We start from the raw sequence: 16207 nt of genomic DNA on the forward strand, positions 1-16207 counted from the left end.
TGCAATTGTCTCAGACAAATATGGGAAGAACTTTCGGGGCACTCCGGTCCGGGCCCGGTTCGCGCGCCGGGTTCCCGTTCCAGGTTCCGTTCCGGCCAGCGCGGCTACCGTTGCGCGCGGGAGTAATGTTGTTCCATCATGACGAGTACGCTCCGCACCTTGACAGTCCCCCTCGATGTTGATTCATCCTCCGGGGGACTGCCGTCATTTCTGGTCCGGGACGATGTCCTGTGCTGGTCCCGCCGAGAGAACGGACTGGTGGGCTTTGGCGAACTCGCGCGCTTCACCGCTTCCGGACCCGATCGCTTCCTCGAGGCCGACATCTGGTGGCGCCACCTCGTCATCGAGGCCGACGTCACGGATCCCCTTGAGCTCCCCGGCACCGGCCCAGTGGCCTTTGGCTCCTTTGCCTTCTCCAAGACGTCCGACTTTGAGTCCCGCTTGATCCTTCCGGAAATCGTTGTCGGTATCCGGGATGGGCAGTCCTGGCTCACGCAGCTGACGCTCGACGACGTCGAACTCACCGAGGCGGGAGCACTCGCCACCCTCGCGGATTGGCTCAGCGGCGAGTCAGGGAAACGCGAGTCAGCGGCCGGTGAGCTTACGGCGGCAGGAGGCTCCGGCGTCGGGCACCCAACTAGCTCGCAGTTGTTGTCGTTTAGAGGGCCCAAAACGACAACAACTGCGAGTCAGTTGGGCGACGGGAAGGTGACGCTGGAGAGCGGTTCACTGAGCGAGGCCGCCTGGAAGCAGGCCGTGGCCGAGGGCGTGGCGGAAATCCGCACCGGAAAGCTGGAGAAGCTGGTTCTCGCGCGCGACGTCGTGGCGACGCTGCCCGACGGCGTCAACGCCGCCAAAGTGCTCCAGCAGCTGGCCAGCCGTTACCGCGAATGCTGGACCTACGGCGTCGACGGCTTGGTGGGCGCGACGCCGGAAATGCTCATCCAGGTGGAGGGCCGCACAGCGCAGGCGCGGGTCCTGGCCGGGACGCTGGACCGTCGCGACGCCGAGGGCGTGGACGGCTCCCCTATGGAATACGCCGAACGCGTGCTGGCCGGTTCGGAGAAACAACGGCACGAGCACGAGATCGCCATCCAGTCGCTGACCACCCAGCTCGCGCCGTTCTCCGAGGCCATGAACGCCCACAGCGAACCGTTCATCCTGGAACTGCCCAATGTGTGGCACTTGGCATCGGATGTGAAGGCCGAGCTCGCCGATATCGAGGGACATGTCCCTACGTGCCTTGCGCTGATCAACGCCCTCCATCCCACCGCCGCCGTGTGTGGGACACCTACTCTGGTTGCCGGGGAACTGATCCGGGAGCTTGAGCACATGGATCGCGGGCCGTACGCCGGTCCGGTCGGATGGCTCGACGCCGCGGGGAACGGCGAGTGGGGCATCGCACTGCGCGGCGCGATCATCGAGAGTCCTACCACCGTGCGCCTCTATGCGGGCTGCGGGATCGTGGAAGGCTCCGTTCCCGACGCCGAGCTGGCCGAGACCTGGGCAAAATTCCGGCCGATGCTCGAGTCGCTGGGGATCAGCAACTAAGCCTCAAACCCGAGGATTCCGTTCGAAACCTACCCTCCCAACTGTCTGGGGTGCGAGACAATAGCCACGTTGGGGGTCTTGATTTTTTACTTGGTAGGTTATCCAATAGTAAAACTTAGTTTTCTGTGACGCACATCTCATGTTCGGCGCTACACTATGAACCGATTAGTTTCGCATCCACTGCAAAAAAAGGTAAGAAAATGCAGAAATTCCGTTCGCTCCCGGTCAGTTCGACGCTCAAGGCTGCAACCATCATCGCAATCGGCGCCTTGGCACTGACTGCCTGCACCAACGCCTCAGAGGCCGGCCCATCGAGCGCCGCCTCGCCTTCCGGCAGTGCCAATGCAAGCTTTGACCCCAGCACCATCACCAAGGACGACACCCTCGCTGCGCTGGTCCCCGCGGCCATCAAGTCCAAGGGCACGCTGACCGTCGGCTCGGACACGACCTACGCTCCTGCGGAATTCCTCGGAACCGACGGCCAGACCCCGGTTGGTTACGACGTCGACATCGCCAAGGCGATCGGCGCCACCCTTGGTTTGAAGGTCCAGGTGCAGACCGCCGAATTCACGGGCATCCTCCCCGCCCTCGGCCCCAAGTACGATCTGGGCATCTCGTCCTTCACCATCAACCCTGAGCGTCTCGGCGCCGTTAATATGGTCAGCTACTTCAACGCCGGCACCGCGTGGGCCGTGCAGAAGGGCAACCCGAAGAAGTTCTCCCTGGATGACGTCTGCGGCAAGTCCATCGGCGTGCAGACCGGCACGGTCCAGGAAGACCCGGACCTCTCCGGCCGCAACAAGAAGTGCGCAGCTGACGGCAAGCAGCCCATCAACATCGTGACACTCAAGAACCAGACCGACGTCACCACCCGTCTCGTCAACGGCAGCATCGACGCGATGGCAGCCGACTCCCCCATCATCGGTTACGCCCTGACGCAGACCAACGGACAGCTTGAGAAGCTCGGCGATGTGTACGACGCCGCTCCCCAGGGCATCGCTGTTGCCAAGTCGGACACCGCCCTCGCCGATGTCATCCAGAAGACCCTGACCAAGCTCATGTCTGACGGTTCCTACAAGAAGATCCTCACCGGCTGGGGCAACGCCGAAGGCGCCATCACCAAGTCCGAGGTCAACCCGGCGGTCAAGTCTTGAGTATTCCCGCCACCGATAACAAATCAGGTGCACAGATGGATCATCATCAACCAGGCCACGCAGCACCAGTGCTGAACGACGCGGTGCCTGTCAGGCACCCTGGCCGTTGGATCAGCGCCATCGTCATCGTTGGCGTACTAGCACTTATGGTGCAGAGCGTGATCACGAACCACAACTTCCGTTGGGACGTTGTGGGCACCTACATCCTGGACGTGAAGGTCGTCCAGGGTGTTGGCTGGACGCTTCTCCTGACCGTAGCTTCGATGGTCATTGCCATTGTCCTGGCCATCCTGCTGGCCGTGATGCGCCAGTCCGACAACCCCGTCCTGCGCTACACGAGTTGGGTCTGGGTCTGGTTCTTCCGCGGCACCCCGGTCTACACCCAGTTGGTCTTCTGGGGCCTGATCGCCGTCCTCTACCCCAAGATCAGCGCAGGGGTGCCGTTTGGCCCCGAACTGTTCAGCGTGGACACGAGCACCGTCATTACGGCTCTTGTTGCGGCGATCCTGGGGCTAGGCCTGAACGAATCCGCCTATCTGGCGGAGATCTTCCGGGCCGGCCTGAAGTCAGTGGACAAGGGACAGACCGAAGCCGCCGAAGCCCTGGGCATGGGCAACGGCAAGATCATGTGGCGGATCATCCTGCCCCAGGCAATGCGCATCATCGTCCCGCCCACCGGCAACGAAACCATCGGCATGCTCAAGACCACCTCCCTGGTCCTGGCAGTCCCGTTCACCCTGGACCTGACCTTCGCGACCAACGCCCTGGCCAACCGGATCTACCTTCCGGTGCCGCTGCTGATCGTGGCAGCCATCTGGTACTTGGTCATCACCAGCCTCCTCATGGTCGGCCAGCACTACATCGAGGCCTACTACGGCAAGGGCGTGGACACCAACCTGGCCCCGGCCGTCATCAACCCGGCAGCCGCCAAGGCCGCTGCCGCAGTGGCACCGAGCGCCGAAGCTGAGCCGTCCTTAAAGATGGACTTCCCCGAGGAGGACGCAAAATGACGATCACCACCCAGAAACCGCTGGTGCGGATCGAAGGCCTCCACAAGTACTACGGCCAACACCATGTGCTCCGCGGCATCGACCTGACGGTCAACCAGGGCGAAGTGTCCGTTGTCATCGGCCCGTCCGGTTCGGGCAAGTCCACGATGCTCCGCTGCGTGAACCTCCTCGAAACCATCAGCGCCGGCCGCATTTCCGTTGGCGACCAGCTGATCGGCTACCGCGAAGTCAACGGCCGCCTCCACGACCTGAAGGTCAAGGAAATCGCCGCGCAACGCCGGGAAATCGGCATGGTCTTCCAGCGCTTCAACCTGTTCCCCCACAAGACCGCGTTGTACAACGTGATGGAAGCACCCGTGCAGGTCAAGGGCAAATCCAAGAGTGATGCCAAGAAGGCCGCCCTCGAATTGTTGGACCGGGTGGGCCTGGCTGATCGAGCCAACCACTACCCTGCTCAGCTTTCCGGCGGCCAGCAGCAACGCGTCGCGATCGCCAGGGCCCTGGCCATGGAACCGGAACTGATGCTCTTCGACGAGCCGACGTCCGCCCTTGACCCCGAGCTCGTGGGCGACGTGCTCAACGTGATGAAGGACCTGGCCAAGTCCGGCATGACCATGATCGTGGTGACCCACGAGATCGGCTTTGCCCGCGAAGTCGGCGACCGCCTGACCTTCATGGACGGAGGTGTGGTGGTGGAATCCGGTGACCCCCGCGAAATCATCGCCAACCCCCAGCACGCCCGCACCAAGGAATTCCTCAGCCGCGTGCTGTAATTCCTGCTGCACCTGCGACGCGCAAATGCCCTGACGCGGCTGGAAATCCAGCCGCGTCAGGGCATTTCCGTGTCGTCAGCCAGATTGCGCGTCGCCAGGGCCGAACATCTACGCCCCGAGGAGCACCTGGGATACTGCCGCAGCCACTGCGGCCTTGATGCGCGCGTGCAAGGGCCGCAACCCAGACCGGTCCGTGCGTACTTCCACGATGCTGCGCCCCTTCAAAGGCGAGGCAAGCACTGCGGCGAGCTCCGCCGTCGTACGCACCAAGGTGTGCCCGACGCCGTATGCCGCGGCGAGCGCTGAAATGTCCACGCTGTGCGGGGTGCCGAAGAGGCGCTCGACGGCGGTGCCGTAACCGCCGTCGTCCTCCACCTTGCCGTGCTCAAGGAGACCGAAGATGCCCCCGCCGGCGTCGTTGAGGACCACGATGCGCAGGTCCGGTCCGGGTTCGCCGGCTCCGAGGAGGAGGCCGCCGGCGTCGTGCAGGAAGGTGACGTCTCCCAGGAGGAGGGTGGTTTCGCGGCCCGCTCCGAGGGCGATTCCCGTAGCCGTGGAGATAGTTCCGTCAATGCCGGCGAGGCCGCGGTTCGCGAACACCGTGGCGAGGGGCTCGGGGCCGGGCTGTCCGGCGAGGTCGACGTCGCGGATGCCATTGGAGGAGCCCAGGACCAGCTGCCCGCGCGCGTGTTTCCAGACGACGGCTCCCACGGCGGGTCCGCTGGCCGCCAGCTCGGCCTCGAGGACGCCGTCGAGCGTGTGTTGGGCCGCAGCCCCGGCCAGGAGCCAGGCGTCGAGCCAATCATCAGAGCCGCGGCCGGCGAACCCTGCCAGTTCAGCCAGGGAATCGAAGCGTTCCTCGCGACGCCGGCCGTGTTCATACCAGGCCACCGGAACGGGCTCGTACATGGCGGCGGGGAGGTCGTTGCGGGCCAGGAGGGCGGCGACGGGCCGGGACAGCGTAGGCCGCCCGAAGACTACCACCCGCTCGATCGGCAGAGCAGACCCGGGCCCGAAGTTGTCCAGCATGAGGCGATACGGGCCGACCGCGTTGGGACCGAAGCGCGCGTTGGAGGAGGGCTCGGCGAGCAAGGGAAGGCCGTGGGCACGGGCGAACGCCTCGGCGACCGGACCGGCGTCGTGCCCTGCCAAAACCACCGTCCGCCGCTCGGTCAGTTCAGCGGGAGCGGGGGGCATGCTCAATGGCTGGGGACCGGAATCGTAGTGGAAAACTCCGTGGCCCTTGGTGGCGGGCAGCGCCTCGCCCGGTTCGGGAACCAACGGCTCGCGGAAGGCCAGGTTGAGCTGCACCGGGCCGGGTGGCGTGTCCGCGAGGGCGCCGGTGGCCGCGTAGATGGCGGTCTCGACGGCCCGCTTCGGGTTGCTGCCCGCGGCGATGTCGACGGCGAAGCGAACGTGGTCGCCGAAGAGGTCGAGTTGGATGGTGGTCTGGTTGGCGCCGGTGCCGTGGAGCTCGGCCGGGCGGTCGGCCGAAAGGACTACGAGGGGCACGGCGGCGTGGTTGGCTTCCATGACCGCAGGCAAAAGATTCCCGACGGCGGTGCCCGAGGTGGTCAGGACGGCCGCCGGAGCGCCCGTCGACAGGGCCAAGCCCAAGGCCGTGAAACCGGCCGAACGTTCGTCGATCCTCACCAGGAGGCGGACATTCCCGGCCGCTTCGGCCTCGGCGAGTGCGTAAGCCATGGGTGCCGAGCGCGAACCGGGAGAGATAACCACGTGCCGCACACCGCCGTCGAGCAACGCCTTGACGGCGATACGGGCAGCGGCGAGGGAGCTCAGGGAGCCTTGCGAAGTCACCGCACCAGTCTATTAGCGGCGCCTCCCTCCCGACGCTCGCTCACCTATAGGGCCAAAACCCCAAACGCTCGCTCACTCCCTTGAAGAGAGTGAGCGAGCGTCGGCCGAAAGACCCACATACGTGAGCGGGCGTCGGCCGGTGCGTTGGTCGGGAAGGCGTCGGGCAAGGGAAGGGCTAGCCGTCCTTGCGGAACACCTGCACGATCGACGGACGCGGGGCGCGGACCTGGCCGGCGGCCGGGGCGACTCCGGCGCCCACGTAATCCGGGAAGAAGGAGTGGGGGGCGTCGAACGTCCCTTCCTCACCCGGGTGCTGCACGGCGACGAAGACGGTCCGCTCGTCGTCGTGCACGATCGGTCCGCACGTCTCGGCGTCGCGCGGCACGGCGAGGAACTGCTCAACCTTGCCGCGTTCGCTGCCATCCAGCGTGACCTTGAAGAGGCCATCCGCGTACCCGATCGACGACGGCGCGCCGTCAGTGGCGATCCACATGTAGCCTGCCGAATCGAAAGCGACGTTGTCCGGGCAGGAAATGGGCGAGACCTTGTCGGCCGGGAAGCCGGAGAAGTAGGTCGAGGAGTTCTTGGCGGGGTCTCCACAAACCATCAGGAGCGTCCAATTGAAGCGCGTAGACGTCTGGTCACCGGTTTCGGTGATTTCCACGATGTGGCCGTCCCGGTTGAGGGTGCGCGGGTTGACCTCGGTGGCGCCTTCCTTTCCAGGCTTGCCGCGGTCCGAGTTGTTGGTGCAGACCACGTAGACCTTGCCGGTGGCCAGGTTGGGTTCGACGTCTTCGCAGCGGTCCATCTTGGTGGGGCCGACCTTGTCCGCGGCCAGGCGGGTGTAGACAAGTACCTCAGGAACGGACATGCCCGGAACTGCGGAGACGCCGTCGACCACCAAGGGAAGCCACTCGCCGGAACCGTCGAAGGCGCCGTCGGAGGGAAGCGCGCCGTTGCCGGTAATCTCCGACGCCGGAGAGTCGCCGGTGAACTTGGCAACGTAGAGGTCGCCCTCGGAGAGAAGGTCCATGTTGCTCCGGCGTGCCGCGGCCGAGTCGCCGGGCATGTACTTGCCCTTGGAGACGAACTTGTAGAGGTAGTCGAAGCGCTCGTCGTCGCCCATGTACGCCACCACGTGGCCCGAGTCGGCAACTATCACGTTGGCGCCCTCGTGCTTGAAGCGGCCCATGGCGGAGTGCTTCTTGGGTGTGGAGGAGGGGTCGAACGGGTCGACTTCAACAATCCAGCCAAAGCGGTTGGACTCGTTGGCGTAGCCGGCGTTGTTGGTGTTGAAACGCGGCTCATCCAGCTCCCACTTACGGGCCGTTGCCTTGTTGGAGAGGCCGTAGCGCTTGTCGCCCGCCGAGGTGCCGGGAGCCGCAAAGTAGCCGTTGAAGTTTTCCTCGCCGGAGAGGATGGTGCCCCAGGGAGTGGTGCCTCCGGAGCAGTTGCCGAGGGTGCCTTTGATCCTCCGGCCTGAGGGATCGTCGATGGTCTTCACCAAGTCCGTGCCAGCGGCGGGACCGGTGAGTTCGTAGGTGGTGTCGGTCAGGAAACGGCGGTTGAGCGGCGCACCCTTGACGTAATTCCACGGCTTGTTCTTGTTCTTGCGCTCAAGTTCCACAACCGTGAGCCCGTGTGCGGCACGCCCGATCGCGCGCGCCTCCGCGGCCGCCAAAGTTGCCGGGAACATGATGTTCTCGTTGGTGTACTCGTGGTTGGTGAAGAGCACGGCACGGCGGTCCTTGGAATCCGGGATGGGCAGGATGTCCGTGTAGTCGTTGTTGTAGCCGAACTGTCGGGCCTGCGCTGCCGCGGTCTGGCCGTTCAGCTCGAAGGCCGGCGAGTCTGCGAAGAGCGGATCGCCCCAACGGATGATCGGCTGCCACGCGAATCCATCCGGGACGGTGAACGCGTCCACGGTGTAATCGACCGGCTTGATCGGCGCGAACTTGAGCTTGGCCTTGTCGAAGCCCGTCTTCGCCGCCGCTGACAGGCCAGCGCCGCCGGGAACGTTGCCGGAAAGGCTTCCGCCCAGCACGACGGCGAGCGCACCGACGGCGCCGAAGCCCAGGGCGGCGCGGCGGGACACGGCTGCGGAAGCGATGTCGCGGAAGTAGGCGTTGGAACTCGTATTGCACACCTCGCCCGAGCAGGCGTTGTCGCACTTCAGGGCGCACGTCACGGGGCTGCGCTTGCCCTTCGTATGGCCGAGCATGGGGAGCAAGTCGAACTTGCGCTTGGTTGATTCAGACATGGGAAATACCTCCGGGGATTGAGTGATTTCCCAACCCTTACAGCGCTATCGGAATCCGAGAGGACGCTCCGGTTAAGTTCCGGTGAATTCCCAGACTTTTCCCAGCAATCTATGCCTCAAGGAGTGCGTGCACGCGACGGAGCCGGTCCAGCCACCAGTCGCGACGTTCAGCGGGAGCCGCATACCGCTCCAGCAGCCCCTCGTCGGCGACGGCTTCGCGGACCCGGATCGCGCCGTCGTCGGGCACCAACGGATCCTGCGTGATGTCCGAGGCGAACAGCCGCACTGTCCCCAGCCCGCACGCGTACGGCAGTTCCGGCAGCGCGGCCGCGAGCGCGAGCCCCGCGCGGATCCCCACCGAGGTGTCCAGCGCCGAGCTCACGACGGCGGGAAGCCCGGCTTGCGCCACGATGTCCAGCGCGCGCCGCACTCCCCCGAGCGGCGCCACCTTGACCACGATCAGGTCCGCCGCGCCCGCGCGGGCCACCTTGAGGGGATCGTCTTCCTTGCGCACGGATTCGTCGGCGGCGATGAGCACGGGGGTGCCCTGCTGCACGAGCCGCCGGCGGACTTCGGCAAGGCCCTCGATCTGCGGCACGGGCTGCTCGGCGTACTCGAGCCCGACGGCGGATAGCCGCCCAAGTGCCTCCACCGCCTGCGGCACGTCCCAGCCTGCGTTCGCGTCCACCCGGATCGCGGCGTCCGGCAGGGCGTCGCGGACTGCGGTGACGCGCGCGACGTCGTCGGCCAGTTCCTGCCCGCGCTCGGCGACCTTGACCTTGACGGCGTCCACGCGTCCGAAGCGCTCCAGGACCTCTGGCACCCGGGTGGCCGGCACGGCGGGGACGGTCGCGTTGACGGGAATGGTGTCCCTCAGCGGCGGCGGAAAACCCTGCCATGCGGCTTCGACGGCGGCGGCGAGCCAGCGCGCGGCCTCGGCGTCGCCGTACTCAGGGAACGGACAAAATTCGCCCCATCCGGCCGGTCCGCGGAACAGGAGGGTCTCGCGCTCGGTGATGCCCCGGAACTTGACCCGCATCGGCAGGCTGACCACTTTTGCGGTGGCAAGGAGCTCGTCGAGGGTGGGGAACGGAGGCATGGTTTCACTGTAGCGTGGGGCGGCGCCGGGTCGGTTCCTAGGGCGGGGCGAGCCGGCTACGCCGGGTTGCCGCCCGGCGTCGTGGGGCCGCCGGGCGGGCGGCTAGGCCGGGTCGGCACGCGCCCCTCCGGACGCTCGCTCACCTTTGGGGTGTTTTCGGCCGACGCTCGCTCATGATGTGAGCGAGCGTTCGGCTGGAAGGCCATATATGTGAGCGAGCGTCGGGCTGGGGAACGCGGGGAACGGGACAGGAACCACTCCTCACACGCGTTAGGTAGAATGCAGCAAGAATCGGAACCACAGCCGGAGGAGCCCGCATGCAGCGCAAGGCCACAGCACTCGACGTCGCCAAACGGGCGGGCGTCTCGCGGAGTGCGGTGTCGCTGGTGCTCAACGGCCGGGGAGACGGCAACGTGGCCAAGGAAAGCCAGGACCGCATCCGGCAGGCCGCAGCGGACCTGAACTACTCCCCCAACCCCATCGCCCTGAGCCTTCGGAACCAGCGAACGCGCGTGATCGGCATCGTGTCGGACGAGGTGGTGGTGAGCCCGTTCGATGGCAACATCATCGGCGGCGCCGACGACGTCGCCCGCGCCCACGGCTTCGTCACCGTCGTGATGGACACCGAGCGCGACGCCTCCCGTGACGAGAGCGCCGTCGAGACCCTGTTGGACCGGCAAGTGGACGGGCTGATGTACGTCACGGTCGGTTTGAAGCCGCTCGACGTCCCCCAGGGCATGCTGCGGGTCCCCTCTGTCCTCGCCAATTGCTACGACAGCAGCCCCGCCCCACGGCTGCACCACGTGATCCCGGACGAAGTTTCCGGCGGTCGGGAAGCCACAGAGCACCTCCTGCAGCTGGGCCATCGCGATATCGCATTCCTCGCCGGGGCCGCCACCTCACCGGCTGTGCCCCTGCGCATCGTGGGGCATCGGGAGGCCATGGCCAAGGCCGCCATCCCGGTCCGCGAAGACCGCGTGTTCATGGCCGGTTGGGACATCAACGACGGCTTCCACGGCGCCATGGGCCTGCTCTCCGCCACCGAGCGGCCGACGGCGATTGTCTGCGCGAACGATCGACTCGCCATCGGCGTCGCCCTGGCTGCGGCGCGGCTGGGCCTTTCCGTACCGCGCGACCTCTCGATTATGGGTTACGACGACGAGTCCCGCATCGCGGCCACCATGGTCCCTGCGCTCACCACCATGGCGCTTCCCTTGCGCGAAATGGGCGCGGTCGCGATGAGCATGTTGCTTGGGCAGATTGAGGACCCGGCACGGCGACCGACGACGGGCGGCGGCGGCGGTTTCGAGGCCAACGGCGGCTTGGAAACCATGGTTCCCTGCCGTTTGGTCGTCAGAGAGTCCACGGGACCGGTACCTGCCATCTAGATCCGACCACTTTTGGCCGGGCCGCCGCCCGGGAATCCGCGGAAATACGGGTATCCCGGACTGCAGCACCGGCCAAAAGTGGTCAAAAGTTGAGTGCCCGACGGCGGCCTGCCGCCTATTCCGGCAGCTTCAGTTCCCAGACCTCCGCGGCCGCACCTTCGGGAAGCTCAAGGATCCATTCCTCGCCCAAGGCAGGGTAGGCACGGAGTGTCGTGGCGACGGAACCTGTCCGATACACCTCCACCAAGGAAGCATCCACGAAGATGCGGAGTTCCTCGCCCTCGGCCAACGCCCCCGCAAACACGACTTGCCGTTCCGCGCCCGAGGCCAGGACCAGACGAACCTCACCGGCTCCAGCAACAGTCCCAGCCGTCACAATTGCCTCGGCAAACGGCGGCAAGTCAACCACCCCGGAAGCCCCACCCGCAGCCAAGGAACCCCGGTAAGCGTCCACCTCCGGCGCCGGAGCAACCACCAATGCGCCGTCCTCAACCGAGAGGAAGCGCGGGTGGGTTAAGACGCCTGCCCAGCCTGCGGCGTCGATCTCGTCCTGCGAACGGCCACGCCGGCCATCACGGCCCGGGCCTTCGTTGGCCCATCCCCACAGCAGGGCACGCGGCTCCGACTCCGAGCCGGACGAAGACGCAGAGTCCAGCTGGACAATCTGCGGAGCATAGAAGTCCCTGCCAAGGTCGGACCTGCCGCCGGAACGCGGGACGAACACCGGCAGCCCGGTAGACGGGTCCTCGGCGAGCGAGCCGATCAGGTGCCCCACCCCGTTGGCGTGCTCGTGGTCATCCCCGGAGAGCCACAGGGAGAACATCATGACCCAGGTGTCGTCCCCGCCGGACGCCGCCTCGTCGGACGGCACACGGACCAGTTGCGGGCACTCCCAGATCTCAGCCGGCGTCTGCGCAGCCGCCACCGGGTTTTCCGTGGTCAGCCAAATGCCTTGGTACTTCCAGTCGGACATGTCCTCCACCGTGTACAGCAGCAAAGCAGCATGTCCATTGGCCAGCCCGGCGCCCTGCATGGCGTAGCGCTTGCCGTTGAAGTGGAAGATGAAGGGGTCGCGCACGGCCGTGACAAGGCCGTCGTCCGGCATGGAAGCGGCAATGTGGCCATCCTGTTCCCAGGACACCAGGTCCGCCGAGCCCCGGGAAATCACCACCTGCGAGTGACCACCATCGCCCCGCACGCCGGAGTACGCAGCGGTGGGGACACCGCCGTCGTCGGTCACTACGCCGGTCCAGCAGCCGAACTCGTCCGGCCCGCCATCCTGGGGGCGCAGCGCGACGGGGTGTTCATCCCAGTGGACCAGGTCCGGGGAGCTCACGTGGCCCCACTGGATCCGGTGGTGCCGTGCCGATTCCGGGTTGAACTGGAAGAACACGTGGTAGCGGCCGTTGATGTAGCTGACGCCGTTGGGGTCGTTGATCCAGCCGTGCGCCGGCCGCGGGTGGAAGCGCGGGAAAGCCGGGTCCGGGTGGGTGGCCGCCGCGGCGAGTGCAGGGGCGGACGAAATGAGGTCCGTCATCGAAGTCCTTTCAGGGAAGTAGAGGCTATTTGCCGGTGCCGGCGGTGAGTCCGTCACGCAAGGCGCGCTGGCCGAACATGAACACCACCAGGGCGGGAATCATGGAGAGGATCACGCCTGCCAGCACCACGGAGATGCTGCCCGTGCCCAGGTTGCCCTGCAGCGACACCAGGCCCAGCGGGAGCGTGAAGTTCTGCTCGGAGATGGTCAGGATGAGCGGGCGGAAGAACTCGTTCCAGTGGTAATTGAAGGCCAGGATGCCCACGATCGCCATGCCCGGCATCGCCAGCGGCGCATACACGGAACGGAACGTGCGCCACGGCGAGGCTCCGTCGATCGCGGCGGCCTCGCCCAAATCGGCCGGGAGCCCCAGGAAGTACTGCCGCATCAGGAAGGTGCCGAACGCCGTCGGGATCGCCGGAAGGATGAGCGCGAGGAGCGTGTCGGACAGGCCGATGCCGCGGATCAGCATGAAGACCGGAACGATCGTCACCTGCGCCGGGACCATCATGGTGGCCAGCACAATCGAGAACAGTGCCCCGCGGCCGCGGAACTTGAGGTTCGCGAACGCGTAACCGGCGAGCGCCGCCGTGAACATCTGCCCGACGGCGATCAGTCCCGTCACGAGGGCGCTGTTGAGAACCAGAAGCATGATATTGAGCTGCTTGAAGACCTGGTCGTACGACGAGAAATCGGGGTTGAGGGGAAGGAACGACGGCGGCAGTTGGAACGATTCCGCCGGTGGCCGCAGCGAGGTGGACAGGGTCCACAGCACCGGACCGAGGATGAAAACGGACGCGATCAGGAGCAGCACGATTCGTCCCGCCATGCTCCAGTTCCGCTTCTTTCGCGGCGCGGGCCGCTGGGGAGCCAAGCGATCGACGGCGGCGCGCTGGGTTGAGGTTGTAGTCATGGCGGGCCTTACTGGTAGAAGACGAATCGTTTGCTGAGCCGGAACTGGGCGGCGGTAATGGCCATGATGATCAGCGTGAGGATGACGCCGATCGCCGAGGCCTGGCCGAACTCGAGGCGCTGGAACGCGGACTCGAAGATCACCATCACTGCGGTGCGCGTGGCGTCGCCGGGGCCGCCGCGGGTGAGGACGTAGGGCTGGTCGAACACTTGCAGGGCGTTGATGATCGCCATGACGGACGCCACCAAGGTGGTGGGGCTCAGGAGCGGCAGCGTCACGTGAAGGTGCTTGCGCCAGCCCGTGGCGCCGTCGATCGACGCAGCCTCGTACGTTTCGGTGGGGATGGACGCCAGTCCGCCGATGAACAACAGGAACGAGAACCCGAAGTTCTGCCACACGTACACGAGGATCACGACGGCGGCAGAACCGGCCGGCGTCGTCAGCCACGGGACGGCGGGGATGCCGACGAAGGACAAGAGCCAGTTGACCACGCCGAATTGTTCGTTGAACAGGTAGCGCATGAAGATGGACACCGACGCCGCGGACAGGATCAGCGGGAAGAAGAAGGCGCTGCGGAAGAAGACGCGAAGCCAGGCCGGGAGCTTCTCCTGCACCATGATCGCCAGTGCTAGCGCGAGGCCGAGCTGAAGCGCGACGGCGACCACCACGAACAGGATCGTGTTCAGGAACGAGACACGCACCGTGGGGTCCTGGACCACTTCGGCGAAGTTGTCGAACCCGACGAAACTTGGCGCCGAAATAATGTCCCAGCGGAAGAAGGCGAGAACCACGGAAGCAACGATCGGCACGAGCGTGAACAGCCCCATGCCAAGGATGGTGGGAGCGAGGAACGCCCAGGGCAGCCAGCGCTGACGCTGTCTCCCGGTTGTGTCGCCCCCGGTTCCGGCGCCGTTGCGGCGCTTGGGCCCCGCGCCGTTGCGGCGTTTGGTGGACGTGCCCGTTGTTGCCGTGCTCATGCCTGCCTCCTCAAGGCGATCTCAAGGTCGCGTTGCATGGAGGCGAGGGCCTGCTTGAGCTGGTTCTCATCACCGCTGACGGCCAGGGATACGTTTTTCATCAGGGCGGTCTCGACGGCGGCCTGCTGGGGCGGTGCCGGAATGGGACCTGTGGTGGGGAATTTGTCGAGGGTGTCGTAGAAGACTTTCCAGTGCTTGGGTCCGCGTCCGGCGTACAACTGCTCGTTGACCATGGAACGGCGCGCCGGGGTGGTGTTCGGCGTCGGGAAGACCAAGCGCATGGCTTCCAGGCTGGAAGCGAACTTGAGCCACTCCCACGCCGCGTCCTTGTCCTTGGCGGTCTTCATGATGGCGTAGCCGGCAGTGCCGAACTGGTGCCGCTGGGTGCGCCACCGCGGGAAGAACTGGACGTCGAAGCCGTCTTCCTTCATTCCGGCTTCGTGGAGGCCTTCCACCCAGTAGCCGCCGGCCGGCGTCATGCCGATCCTGTTGGAGGCGAACAGCCCGACGAGTGAATTTCCGCCACCCTCCTCGGGACGAACGCCGAGGCCATCCTTGACGAGGCCGCGGAGGTAGTCGAACGATTCGTACACCCGCGGGTCATCCGCGTTGGGCTCAAGCCACTGGTAGCCGCCGGAGCGCAGCCCGCGTGACGGATCCTGGGCGTAGAAGCTGTCCCAGAGCCATTCGCCGCCGGTGGACTTGGATTCCTTGAGGAAGCTGGTGTCGTTGGCATAGAGCCAGGGCACCACGCCGCCGAAGAGCCTGTTGGTCCAGTAGTACGGAGTGAAGTCCTGCGGCCTCGCTTTGCGCATGGCCGCAAGGCTGTTGCGGAAATCGACCTGGGTCCAGTTATCCGCGGGACGTTCGAGTCCGGCTTGCTGGAGCGCCGAGGTGTTGTAGTACATGTTGGCGGCGTTCCAGTCGATGGGAAGCTGGAACAGGCTGCCCTTGTACATGAACGCCTCCACGAGGCTCGGGTGGACGTCCGCGAAGTACTCCTTCATGTCCGCGGCGTCGCGGCGAAGGTACTCGTCCAAGGGGTGCGCCAGTTTCTCGGCGAAGAGCTGGGCACCTTCCGTGGCCACGTAGACCACATCCGGTGGCGTTCCTGCTGCCACCATGGTGAGGATCTTGGTGAAGAAGTCCTTCCAGTCCGCGGCCTGGATGGCCTGGACCTTCACCTTGATCTCCGGGTGCACTTTAGCGAATGCATCGATGACCCGCTGGCGGGCGGCTGCGTCCGCTGCGGTTCCCAAGATGGCGATGCTAAGGCTGTTGTCCCCGCGGCCCGGGATGTCCATGCCGGTCAACCGCGGCCACGACGCCACTGTTGCTCCGACAATTCCCGCACCCAAGGCACCAAGGGCCGTCCTGCGTGAGATCTCACGCAGCTTCCCATTGCTTCCTGCCATGTCCAATTCCTTCCTAACACGTGTTAGGTAGCGTAAATCCATCGCCTAACACGTGTCAAGCGTCACATTCGTGTTACGGCTCCCTCACCCGTCCCCGACGCCCGCTCACGTATGTGCCCTTTTTCCCGAACGCTCGCTCGGATACAAGGCCAAACCGGCAAACCCTCGCTCACCTCTGTGGCCTATTGGCCAACCCCTCGCTCACCAACCGCGCGCCCAACCCCAGGCCCACAACCCGCCATATCCGAGCGAGCGTCCACCCACAACCCTCCATATCCGAGCGAGCGTCCACCCACAACCCTCCATATCCGA

12 protein-coding genes are annotated in these 16207 nt (G+C 65.7%); 5 read left to right on the forward strand and 7 right to left on the reverse strand.

Features of this window, described 5'->3' with window-relative positions; genetic code table 11:
• Positions 1-138: 138 nt before the first annotated feature.
• From AC3WJM_RS13465 to AC3WJM_RS13480, 4 genes are all read left to right on the forward strand, one after another.
• Positions 139-1551, forward strand: a complete 1413-nt coding sequence (locus AC3WJM_RS13465; RefSeq protein ID WP_492272110.1) for an isochorismate synthase — start codon at positions 139-141, stop codon at positions 1549-1551.
• A gap of 200 nt (positions 1552-1751) precedes the next feature.
• A complete protein-coding gene (locus AC3WJM_RS13470) occupies positions 1752-2705 on the forward strand; it encodes an ABC transporter substrate-binding protein (RefSeq protein ID WP_059387235.1) in 954 nt (317 codons plus the stop codon).
• 35 nt (positions 2706-2740) lie between these two features.
• Positions 2741-3715, forward strand: a complete 975-nt coding sequence (locus AC3WJM_RS13475; protein ID WP_059387234.1) for an amino acid ABC transporter permease — start codon at positions 2741-2743, stop codon at positions 3713-3715.
• Positions 3712-4488, forward strand: coding sequence for an amino acid ABC transporter ATP-binding protein (locus AC3WJM_RS13480; RefSeq protein WP_059387233.1), 777 nt, complete (start codon positions 3712-3714; stop codon positions 4486-4488). Before AC3WJM_RS13475 ends, AC3WJM_RS13480 begins: the two co-directional genes overlap by 4 nt.
• Positions 4489-4596: 108 nt before the next feature.
• On the opposite strand, the gene menD is transcribed toward AC3WJM_RS13480, so the two are convergent.
• The 3 genes from menD to AC3WJM_RS13495 all read right to left on the reverse strand — a co-directional run bounded on the left by menD (position 4597) and on the right by AC3WJM_RS13495 (position 9665).
• Entirely contained in the window at positions 4597-6306 is a 1710-nt protein-coding gene (gene menD, locus AC3WJM_RS13485; protein WP_492272111.1) for a 2-succinyl-5-enolpyruvyl-6-hydroxy-3-cyclohexene-1-carboxylic-acid synthase, read from the reverse strand.
• A gap of 175 nt (positions 6307-6481) precedes the next feature.
• Positions 6482-8566, reverse strand: a complete 2085-nt coding sequence (locus AC3WJM_RS13490; protein ID WP_492272112.1) for a PhoX family protein — start codon at positions 8564-8566, stop codon at positions 6482-6484.
• 109 nt (positions 8567-8675) lie between these two features.
• Positions 8676-9665: an o-succinylbenzoate synthase gene (locus tag AC3WJM_RS13495; RefSeq protein ID WP_492272113.1), complete on the reverse strand. Its 990-nt coding sequence runs from the start codon at positions 9663-9665 to the stop codon at positions 8676-8678.
• Between the two features lie 317 nt (positions 9666-9982).
• Between AC3WJM_RS13495 and AC3WJM_RS13500 the strand changes: the two genes are divergently transcribed.
• The gene (locus tag AC3WJM_RS13500; RefSeq protein ID WP_492272114.1) at positions 9983-11053 is read left to right on the forward strand and encodes a LacI family DNA-binding transcriptional regulator; all 1071 of its coding nucleotides are present in this window, start codon (positions 9983-9985) and stop codon (positions 11051-11053) included.
• Positions 11054-11168: 115 nt separating this feature from the next.
• On the opposite strand, the gene AC3WJM_RS13505 is transcribed toward AC3WJM_RS13500, so the two are convergent.
• From AC3WJM_RS13505 to AC3WJM_RS13520, 4 genes are all read right to left on the reverse strand, one after another.
• Positions 11169-12590, reverse strand: a complete 1422-nt coding sequence (locus AC3WJM_RS13505; protein WP_332602742.1) for a glycoside hydrolase family 32 protein — start codon at positions 12588-12590, stop codon at positions 11169-11171.
• 25 nt (positions 12591-12615) lie between these two features.
• Positions 12616-13419, reverse strand: coding sequence for a carbohydrate ABC transporter permease (locus AC3WJM_RS13510; protein WP_253257148.1), 804 nt, complete (start codon positions 13417-13419; stop codon positions 12616-12618).
• 92 nt (positions 13420-13511) lie between these two features.
• Positions 13512-14480 (reverse strand): carbohydrate ABC transporter permease, encoded by a 969-nt coding sequence (locus AC3WJM_RS13515; protein WP_059387229.1) that lies wholly within the window; start codon positions 14478-14480, stop codon positions 13512-13514.
• The gene (locus tag AC3WJM_RS13520) at positions 14477-15895 is read right to left on the reverse strand and encodes an extracellular solute-binding protein (RefSeq protein WP_306959057.1); all 1419 of its coding nucleotides are present in this window, start codon (positions 15893-15895) and stop codon (positions 14477-14479) included. The genes AC3WJM_RS13515 and AC3WJM_RS13520 overlap by 4 nt, the downstream gene beginning before the upstream one ends.
• Positions 15896-16207 lie beyond the last annotated feature (312 nt).

This window comes from Arthrobacter sp. FW306-1B-G06A (assembly GCF_058781765.1).

What these genes read in the sequence shown, in the direction of transcription:
- AC3WJM_RS13465 (WP_492272110.1), top strand. Translation starts at nt 139, where the DNA reads ATGACGAGTACGCTCCGCACCTTGACAGTCCCCCTCGATGTTGATTCA.
- AC3WJM_RS13470 (WP_059387235.1), top strand. Translation starts at nt 1,752, where the DNA reads ATGCAGAAATTCCGTTCGCTCCCGGTCAGTTCGACGCTCAAGGCTGCA.
- AC3WJM_RS13475 (WP_059387234.1), top strand. Translation starts at nt 2,741, where the DNA reads ATGGATCATCATCAACCAGGCCACGCAGCACCAGTGCTGAACGACGCG.
- AC3WJM_RS13480 (WP_059387233.1), top strand. Translation starts at nt 3,712, where the DNA reads ATGACGATCACCACCCAGAAACCGCTGGTGCGGATCGAAGGCCTCCAC.
- AC3WJM_RS13490 (WP_492272112.1), bottom strand. Translation starts at nt 8,566, where the DNA reads ATGTCTGAATCAACCAAGCGCAAGTTCGACTTGCTCCCCATGCTCGGC.
- AC3WJM_RS13495 (WP_492272113.1), bottom strand. Translation starts at nt 9,665, where the DNA reads ATGCCTCCGTTCCCCACCCTCGACGAGCTCCTTGCCACCGCAAAAGTG.
- AC3WJM_RS13500 (WP_492272114.1), top strand. Translation starts at nt 9,983, where the DNA reads ATGCAGCGCAAGGCCACAGCACTCGACGTCGCCAAACGGGCGGGCGTC.
- AC3WJM_RS13505 (WP_332602742.1), bottom strand. Translation starts at nt 12,590, where the DNA reads ATGACGGACCTCATTTCGTCCGCCCCTGCACTCGCCGCGGCGGCCACC.
- AC3WJM_RS13510 (WP_253257148.1), bottom strand. Translation starts at nt 13,419, where the DNA reads ATGGCGGGACGAATCGTGCTGCTCCTGATCGCGTCCGTTTTCATCCTC.
- AC3WJM_RS13515 (WP_059387229.1), bottom strand. Translation starts at nt 14,480, where the DNA reads ATGAGCACGGCAACAACGGGCACGTCCACCAAACGCCGCAACGGCGCG.
- AC3WJM_RS13520 (WP_306959057.1), bottom strand. Translation starts at nt 15,895, where the DNA reads ATGGCAGGAAGCAATGGGAAGCTGCGTGAGATCTCACGCAGGACGGCC.